This is a genomic window from Thermostichus sp. MS-CIW-15 (assembly GCF_054060575.1).
The window spans coordinates 132,250-149,470 of the sequence record NZ_JBSSDI010000001.1; the positions used below are offsets into that span (position 1 = coordinate 132,250).

The following is a 17,221-nucleotide window of genomic DNA, read 5'->3' on the forward strand; positions in this document are numbered from 1 at the left end:
TCTATGCAATGGAAGGGTCGGGTCGCCTACTTGGCAACCATGCATCGCAAAGAGCAGGTCATCGGCCCTCTCTTGGCCGAACATTTGGGGATCCAAGTTCAAGTAGTAGCTTTCGACACCGACCAACTGGGCACCTTCTCGCGGGAGCGGCCCCGACCGGGGGATCCCATCCACACCCTACGCCTGAAAATTGAGAGAGCCCGCCAAGCTCATCCCGCCTCTTTGGTTTTGGCCAGCGAGGGATCCTTTGGCCCCCACCCCCAGATCCCTTGGATCCCTTGGAACCAAGAATGGGTCATGCTCAGGGTTTTTGAACCCGGCGCGGAGCCCTTGGAGCTGGTCGGCTATGCAGAGAGCACCCAAACCAATTTCAGCCATCGCTGGGTGCAGAGCTGGGCAGAAGCGCTGGACTTTGCCCAAAGGGCGGGTTTTCCCCAGCACGCCCTGATCGCCCTCGACCAGCCAGAAAAGCCCCAGGTTATCCACAAAGGAATCCAAGACGAAGCAACCCTGAAGCAGGTGGTGGGGGAGCTGCTGGCTCGGCAGGGTGGCCTGCATCTGGAAACCGACATGCGGGCCCTGCACAACCCAACCCGGCTCCAAGTCATCGCAGCCGCCACCCAAAACCTAATCGCCAAAGCCCAAAGCCTGTGCCCGGCCTGCGGCACTCCCGGCTACTGGCAGATCCGCTCGGTCTCTGGACTGCCCTGCGGCCAATGTGGCGCCCCCACCCCCGTGGCCAAGGCTTGGGTATATGGCTGTTCCCGCTGTTCTCACACCCACACCGAGCCTGTGGCAGAGCCCTGGGCAGATCCCGCTCAGTGTGCTTTCTGTAATCCCTAGCCTTGTCTTGAGCCCGACCTCAGGCTCTCCAGAGCCGGCATTGTCATCCCCGCAGAGGAGTTGTAGTCGTTTCAGGTTAGGGTGAGACACCTGGGCTATAGAGAAAAAGCCCTTCGCTGTATGCACTCAACGTTTCAGACGTGGGTGCAGTGTCCTAGTCTGAATCGAAATGACCATAAAGGAAGGTTTGAACCAAAAAAGGGATCCACTGCAGTGGATCCCCTAACCAGCTATGAACCTGCAAAAGAGGTCAACTCATCAGAAGTTGAACACAGCCCGCAGAGCACCTACACCAATGGTTGGGTCGTTGTCCCCAGGTAGAGCACCATTGGGGTTGCTCACAAAGTAGGCCGCCGGGGTAAGGGTGAGGTACTCGTTCACCGGGAAGCTGTAGTAAACATCCACAATGAACGGGCGGGTATCCCAAACTCCTTCATTTTTGGTGGTCACAATTGGCTGGCCAAAAACCACACCCCCTTGAGCACCCTCAATGAACAGATCTGGGAAGGCGAAGCCAAACAGGAATCCGTTAAAATCTTCATCACCCGGATCGATGGTGCCAGCCGGTACCACATTGGGCAAGTTGTAATCCACATTGCCAGCAGTAAACCAGCCAGATACGATGACGCGGGGGGTAATCTCCCAGTTGGCAGCCACAGAAAAGGCGTTCACCCGTGCAGAGGTGGACACATTGGTTACTCTCAGAGGGCCACGGAAAAGAGCTGTACCGTTGGCCAAGAACTCAGGGCCATCGTTTGCCGTCTGCAGATAGGTACTGGCAAACTGCAGGTAAATCTCTAGATTTTCATTCGGCAGGAAGCCCAGCTCCACCGCGTGGGCACTGTCGCTACCGGTTATACCGCTGTCGCCGAAGCCCTTGCCCAAGGCTTGAGCGTTCCTGGTGCTGTAGCTGTAGGCCAAGCGCAGTTGATCGGAAAGGCGGTAGCGGAAGCCAAACAGAGCTCCACCTGGCACATCCGCCGTGGAGTTGGGAGCATCAGCAAAGTCGGAGAGAGCTTCGAAGGGTGTGCTGTAGTTGAATACATCGAACACACCTGAGCCAACGATACCCGTGTAGATGGTAGCTGCTTGGTTGAAAGCTGGGAATTGGTAGATCAGCTTGGCCAGGGTGAAAGTGCCGCCGCCACCACCGCCAAACTCAAGGCCGGGATCCCCCTCAAAGAACTCAGTCTCAGCGTTGCGAGCTTGGAGACGAATGCGCAGGCGATCGCGACCCACAAAAGAAGCATCGAAGTTCAAACGTACCCGATAGGGAAGAGTCATGTTGGCTTGGTTTTGCTCTGCTACTACCTGCCCATTAACAACTCTGTCTTCCGTGAGAGCGCTGCCTACAACAGCGGCGATGACTTGGGCATTCAACTTGGTAACCGGGTTGAAGACCTTCCCTTTCAAATCAGTAACATCGGCTTCCAGGGCATCCACCCGCCCGCGCAGGGCTGCCAGCTCAGCAGAAAATTCCTCTTGCAAGCGCTGCAGAGTGGCCAAGTCTTCCTTGGAGACTTTGTCGGCCAAACCGGCTGCAATCAACTCATTGATGCGATCCAAGCAGGCGTTCATACCGGCGGCAAACTCAAAGCGAGTCATAGCCCGGTTGCCGCGGAAGGTGCGGTCAGGGTAGCCGGCAATACAACCGTAGCGCTCCACCAAGGATTGCAGGGCTTGGAAGGCCCAGTCGGTGGGTTGCACATCCGAAAGCTCAGAGATGGAGGTGACAGGCCCTGTAGCTTGGGCATGAGCCACTCCAGGGGTCAAGACTGCCGCTGCACCCAGAGTGCCGGCCAGCAGCGTTTTCCAATAGTTCGCGTGTTTCGCGGGCATGTTTCTCTCCTTGTTCTTTTCCTCACACCTTTTTGGCTGTAGAAGTGTCCTCATGGAAGCGACAAACTGTCTACCTCAACAACGAGCCTGGCAATCGCGGACTCTGGGAAGACATAATACAGCCGAAGTCCACATCGTCTACCACTTTACACACTTTCTGGGCAAGACTCAATGCAAGACCCAACTGCGGTAGATGATCGAGGCTCGATATCCACTACTCTACCTCAGGGATCCGGCTCTGGCTAGCGGGTGTATCCCAAACCAAGACAGAGCTCTCAAGCTGCAAGCTCCGGTGGGGATGGGCGGTACCGGACTCGAACCAGTGACATCCTGCTTGTAAGGCAGGCGCTCTACCGCTGAGCTAACCGCCCTGGGGGATCCCAGTCCACCGAGTTTAGCATTCCCAAAGAACTATTTCCCCATGCCCAGGCTTTGCGCCTTCTGGTACACCTTCCCCTCGGTCAGGAGGGAGGGGGCGATGCAGATCTCCACCTGCTGCATTTCTCGGAGATTGGCAGCCCCCAGGGTGGCCATGCTAGTGCGCAGAGCACCCCAGAGGTTGTGGGTGCCGTCGTCCAGGCGGGCGGGGCCGCACAAGATCTCTTCCAGGGTGCCGGTGGATCCCACGCGGATGCGGGTGCCGCGGGGCAAAACGGGGCTGGGGGTGGCCATGCCCCAGTGAAAGCCGCGACCCGGCGCCTCCTGAGCACGGGCCAAGGGAGATCCGATCATCACGGCGTCGGCTCCGCAGGCGATGGCCTTGCAAATATCCCCGCCGGTTACCAATCCGCCATCGGCAATGATGGGAACGTAGGCGCCGGTTTCCGCCAAAAACTGCTCCCGTGCAGCGGCACAGTCGGCGATGGCCGTAGCCTGCGGCACTCCCACCCCCAACACGCCGCGGGAGGTACAGGCAGCCCCCGGGCCGATCCCCACCAAGACACCGGCAGCTCCGGCCTGCATCAGCTCCAAGGCAACATCGTAGGTAACACAGTTGCCCACCACAACAGGAATGGGCATCGACCGGCAAAATCGGGCCAGATCCAGCAGTTCCATGCCTTCGGGAACCTTGTGGTGAACGGAAACCACCGTGGCCTGAACGAAAAACAGATCCCCCCCGGCTTCAGCCACCAGGGGGCCGTATTGGGCGGCGTGGGCGGGCACGCAGCTAGCGGCGGCAATGGCGCCGGAGGCTTTAATCTGGCGGATGCGCTCTTGGATTAGCTCTGGCTTCACCGGCTCGCTGTAGAGGCGCTGCATTAGGGGCACAAACTCGTCTTTGCCCACCGACGCAATCTGATCCAACACCTCATCGGGATCAGCATAGCGGGTTTGGATCCCATCCAGGTTCAGCACCCCGAAGGCCCCCAGCTCCGAGAGCAAAATGGCCACTCGCACATCCACCACGCCGTCCATGGCGCTGGCGATGATGGGGATGGGCCGTTGGATCCCTCCCAGGGTGAAGTGGGTGTCCACCAAGCTGGGATCCAGGGTTCGCCTGCCCGGCACCAGCGCGATCTCATCCAGCCCGTAAGCGCGTCTTGCCTGCCGATTGCGCCCCAGTTGTGCGTTCATTTCCCTCCCCTCTGACAGGATCCCTTCTTCCTATCATGCCGCCAACGTGTGATTTGAGACTAGCAAGAGCCGGGTTTTCCCTCCGGTTTAGCTTCGCTTGTCTCTGCCTCAACGGAAGTCTGGCCGGTCTGGCAGAAGCCATACCCTCGCCCGAGTTAAAGCCCTTGTGGAGTTTCCGGCGAGGAAACAGGGCTCTTCCCTTGCAATGAGGGGGGCAGGGGAGTGAAAATGTGGCCTTCTTGCAGGTTGCCGAAGCTGTGGCAGCGCTCGGATCCCCAGCGGAAGCCGTAGAGGGCGATGTAGGCGCACATTAAGGCATCGACTTGGTCTTCGTAGTTTTTGAGTTGGCGGCCCCTAAGGGATCCCACCTCCACTTGGAGCAGGGGCTCGTGGCCTTGCAGAGACGGATCGGCGCTGGCCAAGGCGCGCAGATGTTGCTGGTACAGCCGCCACGCCTGTTCTCGTTGCAGCCAGGTGCGGCGGGGACGCGCTTTGTAGGGGAGGCTGCGGCTGAGGCCAAACAGGCTCACCATGGCGCTGTGGGGGAAGACTTCGGTGATCTGCCGGGCCAGGGATCCCTGCTCGATGCTGGCCTGCTCGCGAAAGCCATAACGGGAGAGAGCTTGCACCAGGGCCTCCCCTCGCACCTGGCCGTTTTTGGCCAAGAGGCGGCGGTTGGCCGGGTGGGCGCCAGCGGCATAGGCGCGAAACACCCGGTTCAGCTCGGCTTCCGCCCGCCGCTGGCCGCTGGGGTTGGGGACGCGCAGGGGGGCATCCACCGCCACCAGGCAGGGATCCCCTCCCGCTTGGGCTTGGATGTAGTCCACAATCTCCTGGTCGGTTTGCAAGAGGCGGTTGTCCCGCAGGTGGCCCGTCAGGTTCGGGGCTTGGGGATCCCCGCTCTCAACCTCCAGCGTTGCCACGCCAGAGGGGTTGCGGGCCGACCAGGCCAGGTCTAGGCCAATGCAGATTAACCGTGCCACGCCGCCTTCTCCTTCCGTTAGTAGGATGGCTCGCCCTCACCCCCCGGACGCCTGGGAGAGGGAAATGCCCAAGAATAAAGGGATCCCAGCCGGGATCCCGGAAGATGGTTGCTCTGACAAGGCAGCAGACTTTCCGCTAGCTGGCGAAGCCTCTGCCTCTTCCTGCCCGAAGATTAGTAGTCGTAGTCATCCACGCCGCCGCCACCGCCAGCGGGCTTGTTGCTCTTGGGCTCCGGCTTGTCTACCACGATGGCCTCGGTGGTGAGCACCATGCTGGCAATCGAGGCGGCGTTTTGCAGGGCAGAGCGAGTGACTTTGGCCGGGTCAACGATGCCCGCCTCAAACATATCCACATAGGCGTCGTTCTGGGCGTCGTAACCCACCGTGAAGGGTTTCTCTTTCACCCGCTCCAGCACGATCGAGCCGTTCTGGCCGGCATTCTCGGCAATGCGGCGCAGCGGAGCGCCCAGCGCGCGGGCAACCAGCATGGCCCCTACCAGCTCATCGCCGGACAAGTTGGCCTGCGCCCACTCCGTTACCGCCGGCATCAGGTGCGCCAGGGTAGTGCCGCCGCCGGGGACGATCCCCTCTTCCACCGCCGCCTTGGTGGCGTTGATGGCGTCCTCCAGGCGCAGCTTGCGATCCTTCATCTCAGTTTCGGTGGCCGCGCCCACTTTGATCACCGCCACACCGCCGGAGAGCTTGGCCAGGCGCTCTTGCAGTTTTTCTTTGTCGTAGGTGGAGTCGGTTTCTTCAATTTGGCGACGGATTTGCTCACAGCGGGCTTTGACAGCCGCTTCGTTGCCTTCCGCCACGATGGTGGTGTGGTCTTTGGTTACCGTGACGCGACGGGCCGAGCCGAAGGAGTCGAGACGGGCGTTCTCCAGCTTCAGGCCGCGCTCTTCGCTGATGACCTCACCGCCAGTGAGGATGGCGATGTCTTCCAGCATGGCCTTACGGCGATCCCCAAAGCCAGGCGCTTTCACCGCCACCACGCTCAGCACGCCCCGCAGCTTGTTCACCACCAGAGTGGCCAGGGCTTCTTTCTCGATGTCTTCGGCGATGATCAGCAGCGGACGACCGGCGCGGGCCACTTGCTCCAGCACCGGCACCAGGTCTTGTACCAGGGTGATTTTCTTATCGGTAATCAGGATGTAGGGGTTTTCCAGAACCGCCTCCATCCGCTCCGTGTCGGTGACGAAGTAGGGGGAGATGTAGCCTTTGTCAAAGCGCATCCCCTCCGTCACTTCCAGCTCAGTGGTCATGGACTTGCCTTCTTCCAGGGAGATCACCCCTTCGCGGCCCACTTTGTCCATGGCCTCGGCGATCATGCGGCCCACTTCCTCATCGTTGCCGGCGGAAATGGCCGCCACCTGGGCAATGGCTTTGGAGTCTTCCACCGGGCGGGCATGTTCGGCGATCTTGTCCACCAGGAACTTCACGGCTTTGTCGATGCCGCGCTTGAGGGCAATCGGGTTGGCGCCGGCGGCCACGTTTTTCAGCCCTTCTTTAACCATGGCGTGGGCCAGGACGGTGGCGGTGGTGGTGCCGTCCCCAGCCGTGTCATTGGTCTTGGAAGCCGCCTGACGGATCAAGGAGACGCCAGTGTTTTCAATGTGGTCTTCCAGCTCGATCTCTTTGGCGATGGTTACCCCATCGTTAACAATTTGGGGTGCGCCAAACTTCTTCTCCAGCACGACGTTGCGCCCTTTGGGACCCAGGGTAACGGCTACGGCTTCTGCCAAAATATCCATGCCGTGCTCTAGGGCGCGGCGGGCTTCTTCACTGAAGATGATTGATTTGGCCATAGTCAACCTCTCCGATGCAAATGCAGGTAAGGGTGAAACAGAGTCTTAAGGATTCAATCGTTCGTTGAACTGCTGCTGAATCACTGACTATTACTGAACAATGGCGAGAATGTCCCGCTCGGCCAACAGCACATATTCATCGCTGCCCAGCTTGACTTCGGTTCCGGCATACTTGGAGTAGAGCACTTTGTCGCCGGCTTTCAGTTCCATCGGGATCAGCTTGCCCTCGTCGTTGCGCTTGCCAGGGCCAACAGCAACCACTTCCCCCACCTGGGGCTTTTCCTTGGCAGTGTCCGGCAAGAAGATCCCACCTGCGGTTTTCTCGTCCTGCTGAGCGATTTTGACCAGCACGCGGTCGCCCAGCGGCTTCAGGGTAGAGACGTTAAGAGCTACTGCAGCCATGACGAATGTCCTCCGTGATCCTAAAGCACGAAGCTGAAGTTTTCATTTCCATTAGTTCCACTTCCCCGAAGGGAAGCGACTTAGCACTCTCGACTTACGAGTGCTAGTTTATCAGCCAACTTTCTGGCCTGACAATAGCCTCTGTCGGTGGGATCCCGCTTTTGGCGGGTACGGTCGGGGTGCGGATCCCCCTACTTCTGGGCCTGTTGTGGGATCATGGCCTGAGGTAGGTTGGGCAAGCAGGTGCGGATCCCGTTGTTTCAAGTGGATGCGTTTACGGCAGTGCCTTTTAAGGGCAATCCGGCAGCGGTGTGTTTGCTGCCTCAGGAGCTGCCGGCAGCTTTGATGCGAGCAATTGCGGCGGAGAACAATCTGTCGGAAACGGCTTTTTTGCTGCCCCAGGGATCCGAAGGCGAGGTTCCCCACTATGGGCTGCGCTGGTTTACTCCCACCACGGAGGTAGAACTCTGTGGCCATGCCACGTTGGGCAGCGCCTATGTGCTCTTGACCGAGATTCACCCGGAAGCTCAGGGGGTGGCCTTTTCCACCCGCAGTGGCCGGCTGCAGGTGCGGCGGCAGGGGGAGCGGCTGGCGATGGATTTTCCCGCCCAGTTCCCGCAACCCTGGCCGGAAGGCCAAGAGCAGGTGGCTGCGGCATTGGGGATCCCTCCTCTGGAGTTGTACCGCGGCAGCATGGGGGTAGCGGTGCTGACTTCGGCCCAGCAGGTGCAGCAGCTGCAGCCGGATTGGGAGCGGGTTCAGGCACTGCCTGTTTCTGGGTTGATCGTCACTGCCTCGGGAGGGGATCTAGAAGACCAGCCAGATTTTGTCTGTCGTGTTTTTGCCCCCCAGTTGGGGATCCCGGAGGATCCGGTGACCGGGTCTGCCCAGTGCCTGTTGACACCCTATTGGTCGCAGCGCCTGGGCCGGACTGAGCTCAAAGCCCGCCAGCTCTCGGCGCGGGGAGGCGAGCTGTGGTGTCGCGATCTCGGCACTCGGGTGGAGATTGCCGGGCAGGCGGTGCTGGTGATAGCGGGAGAGCTGAGGATTCCCTAAAAAAACACCCCGGCTGGCTCCGAGGTGCTGGGAAGACTCTCGCGAAGAATAAGTGCGCAAGCTAGCCCAAAAGTTCTGCCGCCTGGATGAGCTCCACTTGCTTTTTCTTGAGCACTAGCAGAAGCTGGGTGATGGCCACCGCTGCCAGGAAGGCCACCAACCACTTCACCCGTTCCGGGTTCTGCAGCACCAGATCCCGCTCCACTTGGCCAAAGCCGCCCACGTTGGGGTTGTTGGTAACCGGATCCCCTTCTTGGACGCTGTCGCCAATGTTAACCACCAACTCCGGCCCCGGCGGCACCACCAAGTGCTTCAGTCCGCCTTCAGTCTCGAAGCTGAGCACCCGCGTGCCCGGCAACTCGTATTCGGGCGGCACCAGGGCGGCCAGCTCAGGCGGCAGATCGCTGAGGTCAGATTCGATGGTGGCGATGCTTGTCAGACGACCCGTGGCAGGAGCGCGGAAGACGTTGTTGTTGCTGAGGCTGCCATCGGGGTTGATCTGGCCACGACCGCGGTTGGCGCCAATGTAAACCCGATATTTCATGAAGGCCACGGAGGGATCCTCCTTCGGGTCAGGGGCGACCACCGGGAAGACGATTTCCTGGTGCTGCTCGCCGGGCAGGGGACCCACCAGGAGAATGTTGGGCTTCTCGTCGCTGTAGGGAGTGATGTAGGTCTCAGCGGTTTCCTGGCGCTGCTCCTCCGTCATCTCCTCCTCGGTGGCCAGGCGGAAGCCTTCTGGCAACACCACCACAGCGCCAACGTTCAAGCCGCCCTTGCTGCCATCCGCCAACACCTGTTGCTTGCTCAAGTCATAGGGGATCCCGACCTTGATGGTGAACACCTGGCCCGGGGTAACTGCCTGCGGCACTTCGGCACGGGCAGGCATGGCGTTCAGGTGGCAGTTGGCACAGACGATTTTCCCGGTGGCCTCGCGCGGGTTGTCGTAGGCCATCTGGGCGTAGTACGGATAGGCTGCTGCCGGAGGGGATCCCGTCCCCAGCAACAGCAGCAGCGCACACAAGGCCAAGTAAATTCGCTTCATAAGTTAGCTCAGAATCTCAATCAAAATTCTCGCAAGCCCTTTGGGGCAATCTCCTCAAAGCTCACAACTCATGCTCTAGCCAGGACTAGCGCAGCAACCTCTCTGGCCTTTTCCCCCACTTCTGACCCGGCTGTGGCCCCTTACAGGGGTCTCTCTGGAGCCTATCGTAACGCCTCAGGCCTCGCGGAAATCGGGGCCTTGCCAGGGGCTGAAGCGAACGTTGTCGCCGTCCACCGTGGCGCTCACCAGCTCCAGGGAGCGGGGAGCCGGCCCCCGGATGACCTTGCCGTTGGCCGCGTACTGGGATCCGTGGCAGGGGCACTTGAACAGGTTTTCCCCCGCGTTCCAGGGCACCACACAGCCGAGGTGGGTGCAAACCGCGTTGAGGCCGTAGTTGGCCACCGCCCCGTTGTCGATCACAATGTAGGTGGGATCCCCCTTCAAGCCTTGGGCCAGCACGCGATCCGTGGCGGCGTGAGTGGCCAACAGCTCACTGACGCTGATGGGCTTGCCGAGAGCATCTTGAGCTATCACACCTTCTCCTGCCCCACCGGAAGAGGGCGGAATAAAATACTTCACCACCGGGTAGAGGGTGCCCACCACCACCACCCCCACCGAGCTGCTGAGGAGGGCATTCAGAAAAACCCGCCGGCTCATGGGGGGTGCCTCGAAGTTGCTAACCGCTTCCGTCATAATGGCCAGTACAAACCTGAGAAGTTTTAATGTTCGTTGACAAACGACATCATCCTAACCGAGCTCCTTGGCTAATATCATTAAGAAATGCAAAGCTAAAGGAAGTGCAAGGGAAGAGGCGGCGGTTTTTCTGCTGCGGCCCAGCTCAGTCCCAACCCAATCCGAGCCAGACCATGACGGGATCCGACTTTCAAGCTTTGCTGCGGGAGAAGTGGGGCTATTCCTACGACGTGCAACTGCGCCGCATGGGGGGCAGGGTGGTTCTGTTGGTGATGTGGCGCTACCTGGAGCAGCCCTCTTTCCCCTTGAGCGAAGCCGAGTATCTGGCTCGCCTGGAGTCTGTCATGGCCCATTTGCAGGCGTGGGGCGTGTGGGAAGCGGTGCAGCGAGAAATTGAGGCTACCCGTCAGAAACCCCGCATAGGCAAGGCGGTGGCCATTCCTTTGAATTTGCAAGGGGTGGGAGAGCGCGCCTCCGAGTGGCTGCTGTAGTCTTCCTCGCCCCCGGCTCTTCCCTGAAGGGGAGTTTGCAATTGCAGCAACCGACAGGTTCGTCCCTATGACGAAAACTCCAGACCTCAGCCGGCCTGCGGCTATCCAACTTCCACCAGGCCGGCCTGCAAGGCATGCAGGAACTGGCGGGCGGTGCGACCGGAAAAGCCGTTCTGCTGTTGCGCCCAGAGGAGGGCTTGGCGGCGCAAGGTATCTAAAGGGTGCGGGAGGCCCAGCCGTTGCGCCAGGTGTTCTACCGTGGCCAGGTAGTCAGCTTGGCTAAAAGGGGTGAAGGTAAGGGTAAGGCCGAAGCGATCCCGCAGCGACAGCTTTTCCTGCACCGTATCCCAGGCGTGGACCTCTTGATCTTGGGGACTGGGACGATCGCCAAAAAACTCGCGGATAAGGTGGCGGCGGTTGCTGGTGGCGTAGAGACGGACGTTGGGCGGTGGTGGAACAAGATCTCCTTCCAGGAGCACCTTGAGCTGCTTAAACTCAGTTTCGTCGGCCTCAAAGGAGAGATCGTCCACAAACAGGACAAAGGGCAGCCCCCACCCTCCCAGATCTGCCAAGATCTGAGGCAATTGACCCAAATCTCCCCGTCTCAGCTCCAAAAGGCGCAGCCCCTGGGAACCGTAGCGGCGCAGCAACGCCTTCACCAGCGAAGACTTGCCGGTGCCCCGCGCCCCATAGAGCAGCACATGCAACGCCGGATCCCCCCGCAGCAGGGCTTCGGTGTTGGCAGCCAACTGCCGTTTCTGCCGTTCATAGCCGTAGATCTCTTCCCAGTCGGGCAAGTCGGGAGTGGGGATCCCCTCTAGCCCTGCCGGCCCCCAGCGAAAGGCCCAATAGCGGCCACAGAGCCCCACCCCCGCTCGGCGGTAGTGGGCGATCAGCGCCTCCAGGCTCAGGCCCCAGTCGGCAAAAGAGCGCGGATCCCAGCCAGGGCTCTCCCCTTCCCCATCCGGCCAAGGGATCCCCAGGCCCAGCGCCCGCATCTGCTCGGCAATGGTCTCCTGGCTATCGGCCAGGATCTGCAGGCAGCGGAGATCGTGGCGGGCCGCTTGCACAAGGGGGGCTGGGATCCCTTGGGGTCGAAGCGCCGCCCGCGAGAAAGGGTTATCGGCCCAGCGGATCTCTCGGATTAGCCACTCCCGCCAGCTCAAGCCCTCCTGGGCCAAAAGCTCAAACCAGCGTCCGTAGGCTCTCCAGCAGGGCAAGGGATCCCCGCTCATCAACTCCTGGGTGAGCTCCTGCCAGGTCAGGGCCAAGGGGTGGGCGCAGATTTCCCGAAACACCAGCAGCTTAGCCGCCGCTTCCGCCGCTTCTTCGAGGGGGGTCATCGCTTCAAGTCGCTCTAACTTGGCGTTGTCAAAGGGGCTGGGGGTGAGGGCCGGCCCAGAGCGCTTAGCGGGCATTGTCCCGCCGGCCCAGCTCGTAGAGGCCACCGCCAACGCAGGCAATCAGACCCCAGGAGACGGCCCAGCTGTTGCCCAAAGAGAGTTCGGTGAGGGCCACCACCACCGCTGCTGCCAGCAAGAAAGGAAGGACGCTGAGCAAAGAGGCCAGAGCTCCGCTGGGATCCCAGGCCAACTGTTTTTCCCAACCCTCCTGCAGGCGGCGGTGCAGCGGCGACAAGCCCCACATCAGCCCCAGACTCCACAGGGCTGTGGCCGCCCACAACGAAGGGCGGATCGCCTCCAGTCCCCCCAGTTCAACCCCCATAGCATCCATCGGCCAGCTCCCAACCTTGCCTTTCTAGGCTAGCGAGATTGGGCCCACTCAGTGGCGGTGATGGTGGTGCCGGGAAATTGGATGGGATTGCCCAGGCTCTGGATCTGGGCCTGGAGAGCCGGCAACAGCCGCAAGTCCAGCAGCGGCTCGCGCAGGATCTCCGCCGGGATCAGATCCCGCTCCAGGGCAAAGTGGGCCGTGTGGCCGGCGGCTGTGCCGATGGCCCATTCCACCGGGTGCACCCGATAGGAGGCGCTGGCAATGCGGCTGGTGGCAATGTTCTTGTTGCCGGCCAAGAGGTTGTCGATGCGCTGGGGGATCAAAGCCCGCAGTGGGATCTGGTAGGGGTAGCTGGGGGCCTGGGCATCCTGGTTGTGGCTGGGGGGCAGGGAAAAATCCGGCAATAGACAATCGTGAAAGTCGATGGGGTACTGGCCCACCCCCACCGAGTCGTAGAAAATAAAGGGCCGCCCGCGATTGAGCTCCGATTCTCGCGTGGTGATATCCGACTCGTAGATGGTAAATCCCTGCGGGTAGGCAGGGCTGGGCCGACCGATGATGCGCCGCGACTCGCGAATGTAGGGGTACTTGGAAAGGCCGCTGGCAGTTCCCATGGGGCTATCGGGCCCCCGCAGGTAGGCATAGCGCAGGTAAAAGTCTTTTTGAAAGTCGGGATCCGCCTGCTGCAACAGAAAATCCGTCCGCCCCGCCACCAGCCAGTAGAAAAAGCCCTTGGCATGCTGCTCGGCCCGCCGCAGCGCCTCCACCCGCAAGCCCCCCATCCAGCCGCCGGGATCCAGTTGGCCTGAGGCTTGCAGTTGCTCGTGGGTGAGAATCAGGTTCATCTCCGGCCCGGTGATGCGCCAGTCGTTGCCCCAGGTCCAGTTTTGCATGGATTGATCCCCCACCCGGATGGCCTCTTCCCCAAAGCCAAACACCTGGCCGCGGATGCGGCGGTAGGTAAAGACCATCCCAAAGTTAAAGCGTGGATGTTCAAAGCTGTAGTAGGGGCCGTGCAGCGGGTCGTTGTAGAACTTGGGCTTGATGGGCACCTGCGGCACAGCAGAGCGCTCCATAACAAAGGTGTAGGTAAACCCCTGGGTGCAGTAGGGATCCCTGTAGGGCTTGGAGCTGGGCTCCCAGCGGCTTTCCCCATCCGTGCCGAGGCGGTAGGGCACCCGCGCCAGCGGCAGCAGCTCGCCGGTTTCGGTAGCATCGATAACCACCCAGGGCAGGGTTTTGCCTTGGCGTTCTGGCGGCGGCTCAAAGCGCAGGATCTCTTTGTCCCAATCCTCGGTGGGCTCTAGGCGGTAAAAATTCAGAAAGTAGCTGGAGAGATCCCCCCGATTCTCCGGCTGGACGCCGGCGTGTTTGGGGATGTTGCGGATGGCCTGCACGCTGCGGATTTGGTAATCCTCGATCTGCAAGTCCTTGACCACCGTCTCGGTAAACAGCCGCAACTGCCCCGACTGCAGATAGGGATCCACCATCTCCCGCAGGACCTGGTGGCCCACCTGGGGCGAGAAGCAGAGCACACTCACCCAGCACTTGCCGGGATTGGGATCACCGCCGTACTTTTCCCGCACCCGGCGGCGAAACTCTCTATAGCCCTGGGGAAAGATCTCGTTTTCCCGCTGCAAGGGCCGCTCATCCAAAGCCGAGACCCCCTGGGCGCTCACCTGGCCGCCAATCCAGTCGGTGATCTCGGTCATGCACACCTGTCGGCCCAGTTGCAGAGCCTCGTAGGCCGCTGCCACCCCCCCCAGCCCGCCCCCGGCGATGAAGATCTCACAGGGGATGCGGGTTTCCGACAAGGGCTGGGCCAGAGCCGCCCCGGCGCCCAGGATCCCGGCCCCCACAAGGCCGCCGCCCCATCCCTTGAGGTTGAACAGAAGTTTCATCCCACCTCCGCCCCGTAACTGGGCCTGTCGGACTTTCCGGCAACTTTTATCATGGGGGAAAGCGCTGCGAGTGCTCATGCCGAATTCCACCTTCGTCATCACCACGCCGATCTACTACGTCAACGCTGCCCCCCACATCGGCAGCGCCTACACCACCCTGGCGGCGGATGCCATCGCCCGTTACCATCGCCTGCGGGGCAAGGATGTGCTGATGGTAACGGGAACCGACGAGCACGGCCAGAAGATCCAGCGCACCGCCGAAGAGCGCGGCCTTCCCCCGCAGCAGCACTGCGACGAGATCGCGGCCCAGTTTGCCCAGCTTTGGCAGTTGCTGGACATCCGCTACGACCGCTTTATCCGCACCACCGACCCTCGCCACAAAGCCATTGTGCGGGAGTTTTTCCAGCGAGTGTGGGATCGGGGGGATATTTTCGTTGGCCGGCAGCAGGGCTGGTACTGTGTTGCCTGCGAGGAGTTCAAGGACGAGTCAGAGCTCTTAGAAGGCGGATTTTGCCCGCTTCACCCCAACAAAAAAGTGGAGTGGAAAGACGAAGAAAACTACTTTTTTGGCCTCTCTCGCTACCAGGAAAAACTGGAAGCCCTCTATGCGGAGCACCCGGAGTTCATTCAACCAGAAAGCCGCCGCAATGAGGTGATCAACTTTGTCAAGCAGGGCCTGCGGGACTTCTCCATCTCTCGCCCCAGCGTCTCCTGGGGGATCCCCTTCCCGGCGGATCCCAGCCAAACCCTTTACGTCTGGTTTGATGCCCTCATCAACTACCTCAGCGCCGCCGTGGATCCCGAGGACGAGCCGACGCTGGAAAACGCCTTGCGCCGCTACTGGCCCGCCGATGTGCACCTAGTGGGCAAAGACATTGTCCGCTTCCACGCCATCTACTGGCCGGCCATGCTCATGTCGGCAGGGCTGCCGCTGCCCAGACAGATCTTTGGCCACGGCTTTCTCACCAAAGATGGCCTCAAGATGGGCAAAAGCCTGGGCAACACGCTGGATCCCTTTGAGCTGGTGCAGCGCTACGGTGCCGATGCCGTGCGCTACTATTTCTTGACTGAAATTGAGCTGGGCAAGGATGGAGACTTTAGTGAGGGCCGCTTCATCGAGGTTCTCAACGCTGACCTAGCCAACGACCTGGGGAACCTGCTCAACCGCACCCTCAATATGCTCAAAAAATACCAGCCCGACTACCGCATCCCCGCCGTCGAGATCCCTGCGGATCACCCCCTCAAAACCCTGGCCGAGCGCCTGGCCCCGACAGTGGCCGACGCCTACGAGCGGCTGGATCCCAGCTCTGCCGCCCGCAAAGCTCTCAGCTTGGCCCAGGCCAGCAACAAATACCTAGATGAGCAAGCTCCCTGGACGTTGCATAAACAGGGGCAAAGCCAACGGGTAGCGGAGATTCTCTATGCCGTTCTAGAAAGCGTGCGCTGGGTGGCAGTAGTCCTTTCGCCCATCATTCCCAACCTCAGCCTCAAGATCCTGCAGCAGATGGGGTTTCCTTTGCAGGATGTCGCACAACTGCGCTGGGATCCCGATGCCCGTTGGGGCCGGCTTCCGCCTGGGCAAGAGCCCCAACCTCCTGTGCCCGTCTTCCAGAGAATACTCAAGTAGCTCCTAAGAATTGGCGGCATCGGGTTGGGAAGGCTGGGATCCCTCTGGTGTTGCCTTGCCGGCGGAAAGACCCATATCTCCCAAGGAAATGCTTGGCACAGCAGCAGAGAAAGAACGGCCAGCCTGGCCCGAGCGCAGCTGAGAGTTACCCATGGCGGTGGGGGGAGTCTCGCTGGACAGCGCCTGCCAGGCCGCCCGTACCCCTGCCCAAAAGCTGCGGACATTGACCTGAGCGCCGCGGGCTTGCTTGCGGGCCCCTTCCAGGGAGCGGTTCACCTGCTTCACCACCTGTCCGGCCCCCTTGACCCCTTCGTCGAGGCTGTCGGCGATCTCGCTCACTTCCAAGCTGGTCAGACGCAGAGCCTCCAGCGTGGGCGGTAACTCCCGCAGCAGCGTGTCGAAAAAGCGTTCCACGCTTTGGGCGGCTCGACCCAATTGAATGACGGCGGGCAACAGGGTCAGGATCACCGCCAAAATGGCCACTGCCACCAGACCTACCGAGAGGCCCAACCAAAATACCGGCTCGGTCATCGCGCCGCCTCCTCCCGACCTTGGGCTTCTGAGTCGGCTTCCTCCCGGGCGAGGGGACGCAGGTTTTGGGCTTGCATCAGCTCTTGCCGTTTCTGCAACATGGCTTCCCTGCCCACCGCCACTGCCTGCTGCAGCCGCAGCAGGGCCTCATCCAGACTTTTTTGGGCGGAGTCGAGCAGCTTTTCCGATTGGTATTGCAGGCTGGTGGTCACGTCTTCTGCCACTTCCGGCAGGGCCTCTGCCGATTTTTTCAGCAGTCGCCGCGTCTCCCGTCCGCTGCGGGGAGCCAAAAGCAGACCGATGACCGTGCCCACCGCCGTTCCCAACAGCAGCCCGCCGACAAACGCGCCAGTCCGGTTTTCCGCCATGCCTTGCCAGGGTTGAGGGGGGATACAGGTGGCCCCCAAACCAGACTATCAAATGATGCTGTGCTTTGCCGTGGAGGCGTCGAATTGGCTGAAATCTCAGGGGTAGGGGGGATTGGCTGCTGCGGCTGCTCTCCGGGATCCTTGGGGCTAAAGTAGAGCATGACTCTAGTCAATGATATGCTCGACTATACTGAAAATAATGTACAATATGTTCAGTATGGCTGCTTGGCATGGCTAGGTATGTAAAACCGAGAGAAGCGGCGGATTATTTTGGGGTGTGTCTCCACACCTTGAGGCGATGGGAACAGAAGGGCTGGATCCATGC

At 60.8% G+C, this 17,221-nt stretch carries 16 protein-coding genes, 1 tRNA gene and 1 pseudogene; 5 read left to right on the forward strand and 13 right to left on the reverse strand.

Annotated features, from left to right (window positions below; translation table 11 throughout):
- The first annotated feature begins 39 nt into the window (after positions 1-39).
- Positions 40-843, forward strand: a complete 804-nt coding sequence (locus ACVW0R_RS00635; RefSeq protein WP_457501471.1) for a DUF6671 family protein — start codon at positions 40-42, stop codon at positions 841-843.
- Between the two features lie 258 nt (positions 844-1,101).
- Here the strand turns inward: ACVW0R_RS00635 and ACVW0R_RS00640 are convergent, their stop codons facing one another.
- From ACVW0R_RS00640 to groES, 6 genes are all read right to left on the reverse strand, one after another.
- Complete coding sequence (locus ACVW0R_RS00640) at positions 1,102-2,682, reverse strand: iron uptake porin (protein WP_457501472.1); 1,581 nt, start codon at positions 2,680-2,682, stop codon at positions 1,102-1,104.
- Between the two features lie 299 nt (positions 2,683-2,981).
- Positions 2,982-3,053: transfer RNA gene (locus ACVW0R_RS00645), tRNA-Val, on the reverse strand.
- A gap of 40 nt (positions 3,054-3,093) precedes the next feature.
- Positions 3,094-4,257: a GuaB3 family IMP dehydrogenase-related protein gene (locus ACVW0R_RS00650; RefSeq protein ID WP_457501473.1), complete on the reverse strand. Its 1,164-nt coding sequence runs from the start codon at positions 4,255-4,257 to the stop codon at positions 3,094-3,096.
- A 155-nt stretch (positions 4,258-4,412) separates the two neighbouring features.
- Complete coding sequence (locus ACVW0R_RS00655; protein ID WP_011430256.1) at positions 4,413-5,240, reverse strand: DUF429 domain-containing protein; 828 nt, start codon at positions 5,238-5,240, stop codon at positions 4,413-4,415.
- A 173-nt stretch (positions 5,241-5,413) separates the two neighbouring features.
- Positions 5,414-7,048, reverse strand: a complete 1,635-nt coding sequence (groL, locus tag ACVW0R_RS00660) for a chaperonin GroEL (RefSeq protein ID WP_011430255.1) — start codon at positions 7,046-7,048, stop codon at positions 5,414-5,416.
- A gap of 90 nt (positions 7,049-7,138) precedes the next feature.
- Entirely contained in the window at positions 7,139-7,450 is a 312-nt protein-coding gene (gene groES / locus ACVW0R_RS00665; protein WP_011433225.1) for a co-chaperone GroES, read from the reverse strand.
- 243 nt (positions 7,451-7,693) lie between these two features.
- On the opposite strand from groES, the gene ACVW0R_RS00670 reads away from it, so the two are divergent.
- Positions 7,694-8,506: a PhzF family phenazine biosynthesis protein gene (locus ACVW0R_RS00670; protein WP_011430253.1), complete on the forward strand. Its 813-nt coding sequence runs from the start codon at positions 7,694-7,696 to the stop codon at positions 8,504-8,506.
- A gap of 61 nt (positions 8,507-8,567) precedes the next feature.
- Here the strand turns inward: ACVW0R_RS00670 and ACVW0R_RS00675 are convergent, their stop codons facing one another.
- Together ACVW0R_RS00675 and ACVW0R_RS00680 are read right to left on the reverse strand one after the other, a co-directional pair.
- Complete coding sequence (locus ACVW0R_RS00675; RefSeq protein WP_099812137.1) at positions 8,568-9,551, reverse strand: apocytochrome f; 984 nt, start codon at positions 9,549-9,551, stop codon at positions 8,568-8,570.
- Between the two features lie 174 nt (positions 9,552-9,725).
- Positions 9,726-10,244, reverse strand: a complete 519-nt coding sequence (locus tag ACVW0R_RS00680; RefSeq protein WP_011430251.1) for a cytochrome b6-f complex iron-sulfur subunit — start codon at positions 10,242-10,244, stop codon at positions 9,726-9,728.
- 173 nt (positions 10,245-10,417) lie between these two features.
- Between ACVW0R_RS00680 and ACVW0R_RS00685 the strand changes: the two genes are divergently transcribed.
- Positions 10,418-10,735 (forward strand): DUF3067 family protein, encoded by a 318-nt coding sequence (locus ACVW0R_RS00685; RefSeq protein WP_041439037.1) that lies wholly within the window; start codon positions 10,418-10,420, stop codon positions 10,733-10,735.
- Positions 10,736-10,836: 101 nt separating this feature from the next.
- Here ACVW0R_RS00685 and ACVW0R_RS00690 read toward each other — a convergent pair whose 3' ends face one another.
- From ACVW0R_RS00690 to ACVW0R_RS00700, 3 genes are read right to left on the reverse strand one after another with little or no spacing between them, the layout of a single operon-like run.
- Positions 10,837-12,183 carry an ATP-binding protein gene (locus ACVW0R_RS00690; RefSeq protein WP_240527913.1) on the reverse strand — a complete coding sequence of 449 codons (1,347 nt, stop codon included), beginning with the start codon at positions 12,181-12,183 and terminating at the stop codon, positions 10,837-10,839.
- Complete coding sequence (locus ACVW0R_RS00695) at positions 12,143-12,469, reverse strand: hypothetical protein (RefSeq protein WP_011430248.1); 327 nt, start codon at positions 12,467-12,469, stop codon at positions 12,143-12,145. Before ACVW0R_RS00695 ends, ACVW0R_RS00690 begins: the two co-directional genes overlap by 41 nt.
- A gap of 29 nt (positions 12,470-12,498) precedes the next feature.
- Positions 12,499-14,370, reverse strand: a complete 1,872-nt coding sequence (locus ACVW0R_RS00700) for an FAD-dependent oxidoreductase (protein WP_240527667.1) — start codon at positions 14,368-14,370, stop codon at positions 12,499-12,501.
- A 76-nt stretch (positions 14,371-14,446) separates the two neighbouring features.
- Between ACVW0R_RS00700 and metG the strand changes: the two genes are divergently transcribed.
- The gene (gene metG / locus ACVW0R_RS00705; RefSeq protein ID WP_457501474.1) at positions 14,447-15,997 is read left to right on the forward strand and encodes a methionine--tRNA ligase; all 1,551 of its coding nucleotides are present in this window, start codon (positions 14,447-14,449) and stop codon (positions 15,995-15,997) included.
- A gap of 3 nt (positions 15,998-16,000) precedes the next feature.
- Here the strand turns inward: metG and ACVW0R_RS00710 are convergent, their stop codons facing one another.
- Both ACVW0R_RS00710 and ACVW0R_RS00715 read right to left on the reverse strand, forming a co-directional pair.
- Complete coding sequence (locus ACVW0R_RS00710; RefSeq protein ID WP_011430245.1) at positions 16,001-16,528, reverse strand: hypothetical protein; 528 nt, start codon at positions 16,526-16,528, stop codon at positions 16,001-16,003.
- A complete protein-coding gene (locus tag ACVW0R_RS00715) occupies positions 16,525-16,896 on the reverse strand; it encodes a YtxH domain-containing protein (protein WP_011430244.1) in 372 nt (123 codons plus the stop codon). The genes ACVW0R_RS00710 and ACVW0R_RS00715 overlap by 4 nt, the downstream gene beginning before the upstream one ends.
- 230 nt (positions 16,897-17,126) lie before the next feature.
- Here ACVW0R_RS00715 and ACVW0R_RS00720 point away from each other — a divergent pair.
- A pseudogene (locus ACVW0R_RS00720) lies at positions 17,127-17,221 on the forward strand (IS607 family transposase); the annotation flags it as partial.

Bases quoted from the DNA above. Each gene is read 5' to 3' on its own strand.
- ACVW0R_RS00700 (WP_240527667.1), bottom strand. From the start codon at position 14,370: ATGAAACTTCTGTTCAACCTCAAGGGATGGGGCGGCGGCCTTGTGGGG.
- ACVW0R_RS00640 (WP_457501472.1), bottom strand. From the start codon at position 2,682: ATGCCCGCGAAACACGCGAACTATTGGAAAACGCTGCTGGCCGGCACT.
- ACVW0R_RS00695 (WP_011430248.1), bottom strand. From the start codon at position 12,469: ATGGATGCTATGGGGGTTGAACTGGGGGGACTGGAGGCGATCCGCCCT.
- metG (WP_457501474.1), top strand. From the start codon at position 14,447: ATGCCGAATTCCACCTTCGTCATCACCACGCCGATCTACTACGTCAAC.
- ACVW0R_RS00685 (WP_041439037.1), top strand. From the start codon at position 10,418: ATGACGGGATCCGACTTTCAAGCTTTGCTGCGGGAGAAGTGGGGCTAT.
- ACVW0R_RS00650 (WP_457501473.1), bottom strand. From the start codon at position 4,257: ATGAACGCACAACTGGGGCGCAATCGGCAGGCAAGACGCGCTTACGGG.
- ACVW0R_RS00635 (WP_457501471.1), top strand. From the start codon at position 40: ATGCATCGCAAAGAGCAGGTCATCGGCCCTCTCTTGGCCGAACATTTG.
- groL (WP_011430255.1), bottom strand. From the start codon at position 7,048: ATGGCCAAATCAATCATCTTCAGTGAAGAAGCCCGCCGCGCCCTAGAG.
- ACVW0R_RS00680 (WP_011430251.1), bottom strand. From the start codon at position 10,244: ATGACGGAAGCGGTTAGCAACTTCGAGGCACCCCCCATGAGCCGGCGG.
- ACVW0R_RS00715 (WP_011430244.1), bottom strand. From the start codon at position 16,896: ATGGCGGAAAACCGGACTGGCGCGTTTGTCGGCGGGCTGCTGTTGGGA.
- groES (WP_011433225.1), bottom strand. From the start codon at position 7,450: ATGGCTGCAGTAGCTCTTAACGTCTCTACCCTGAAGCCGCTGGGCGAC.
- ACVW0R_RS00675 (WP_099812137.1), bottom strand. From the start codon at position 9,551: ATGAAGCGAATTTACTTGGCCTTGTGTGCGCTGCTGCTGTTGCTGGGG.
- ACVW0R_RS00710 (WP_011430245.1), bottom strand. From the start codon at position 16,528: ATGACCGAGCCGGTATTTTGGTTGGGCCTCTCGGTAGGTCTGGTGGCA.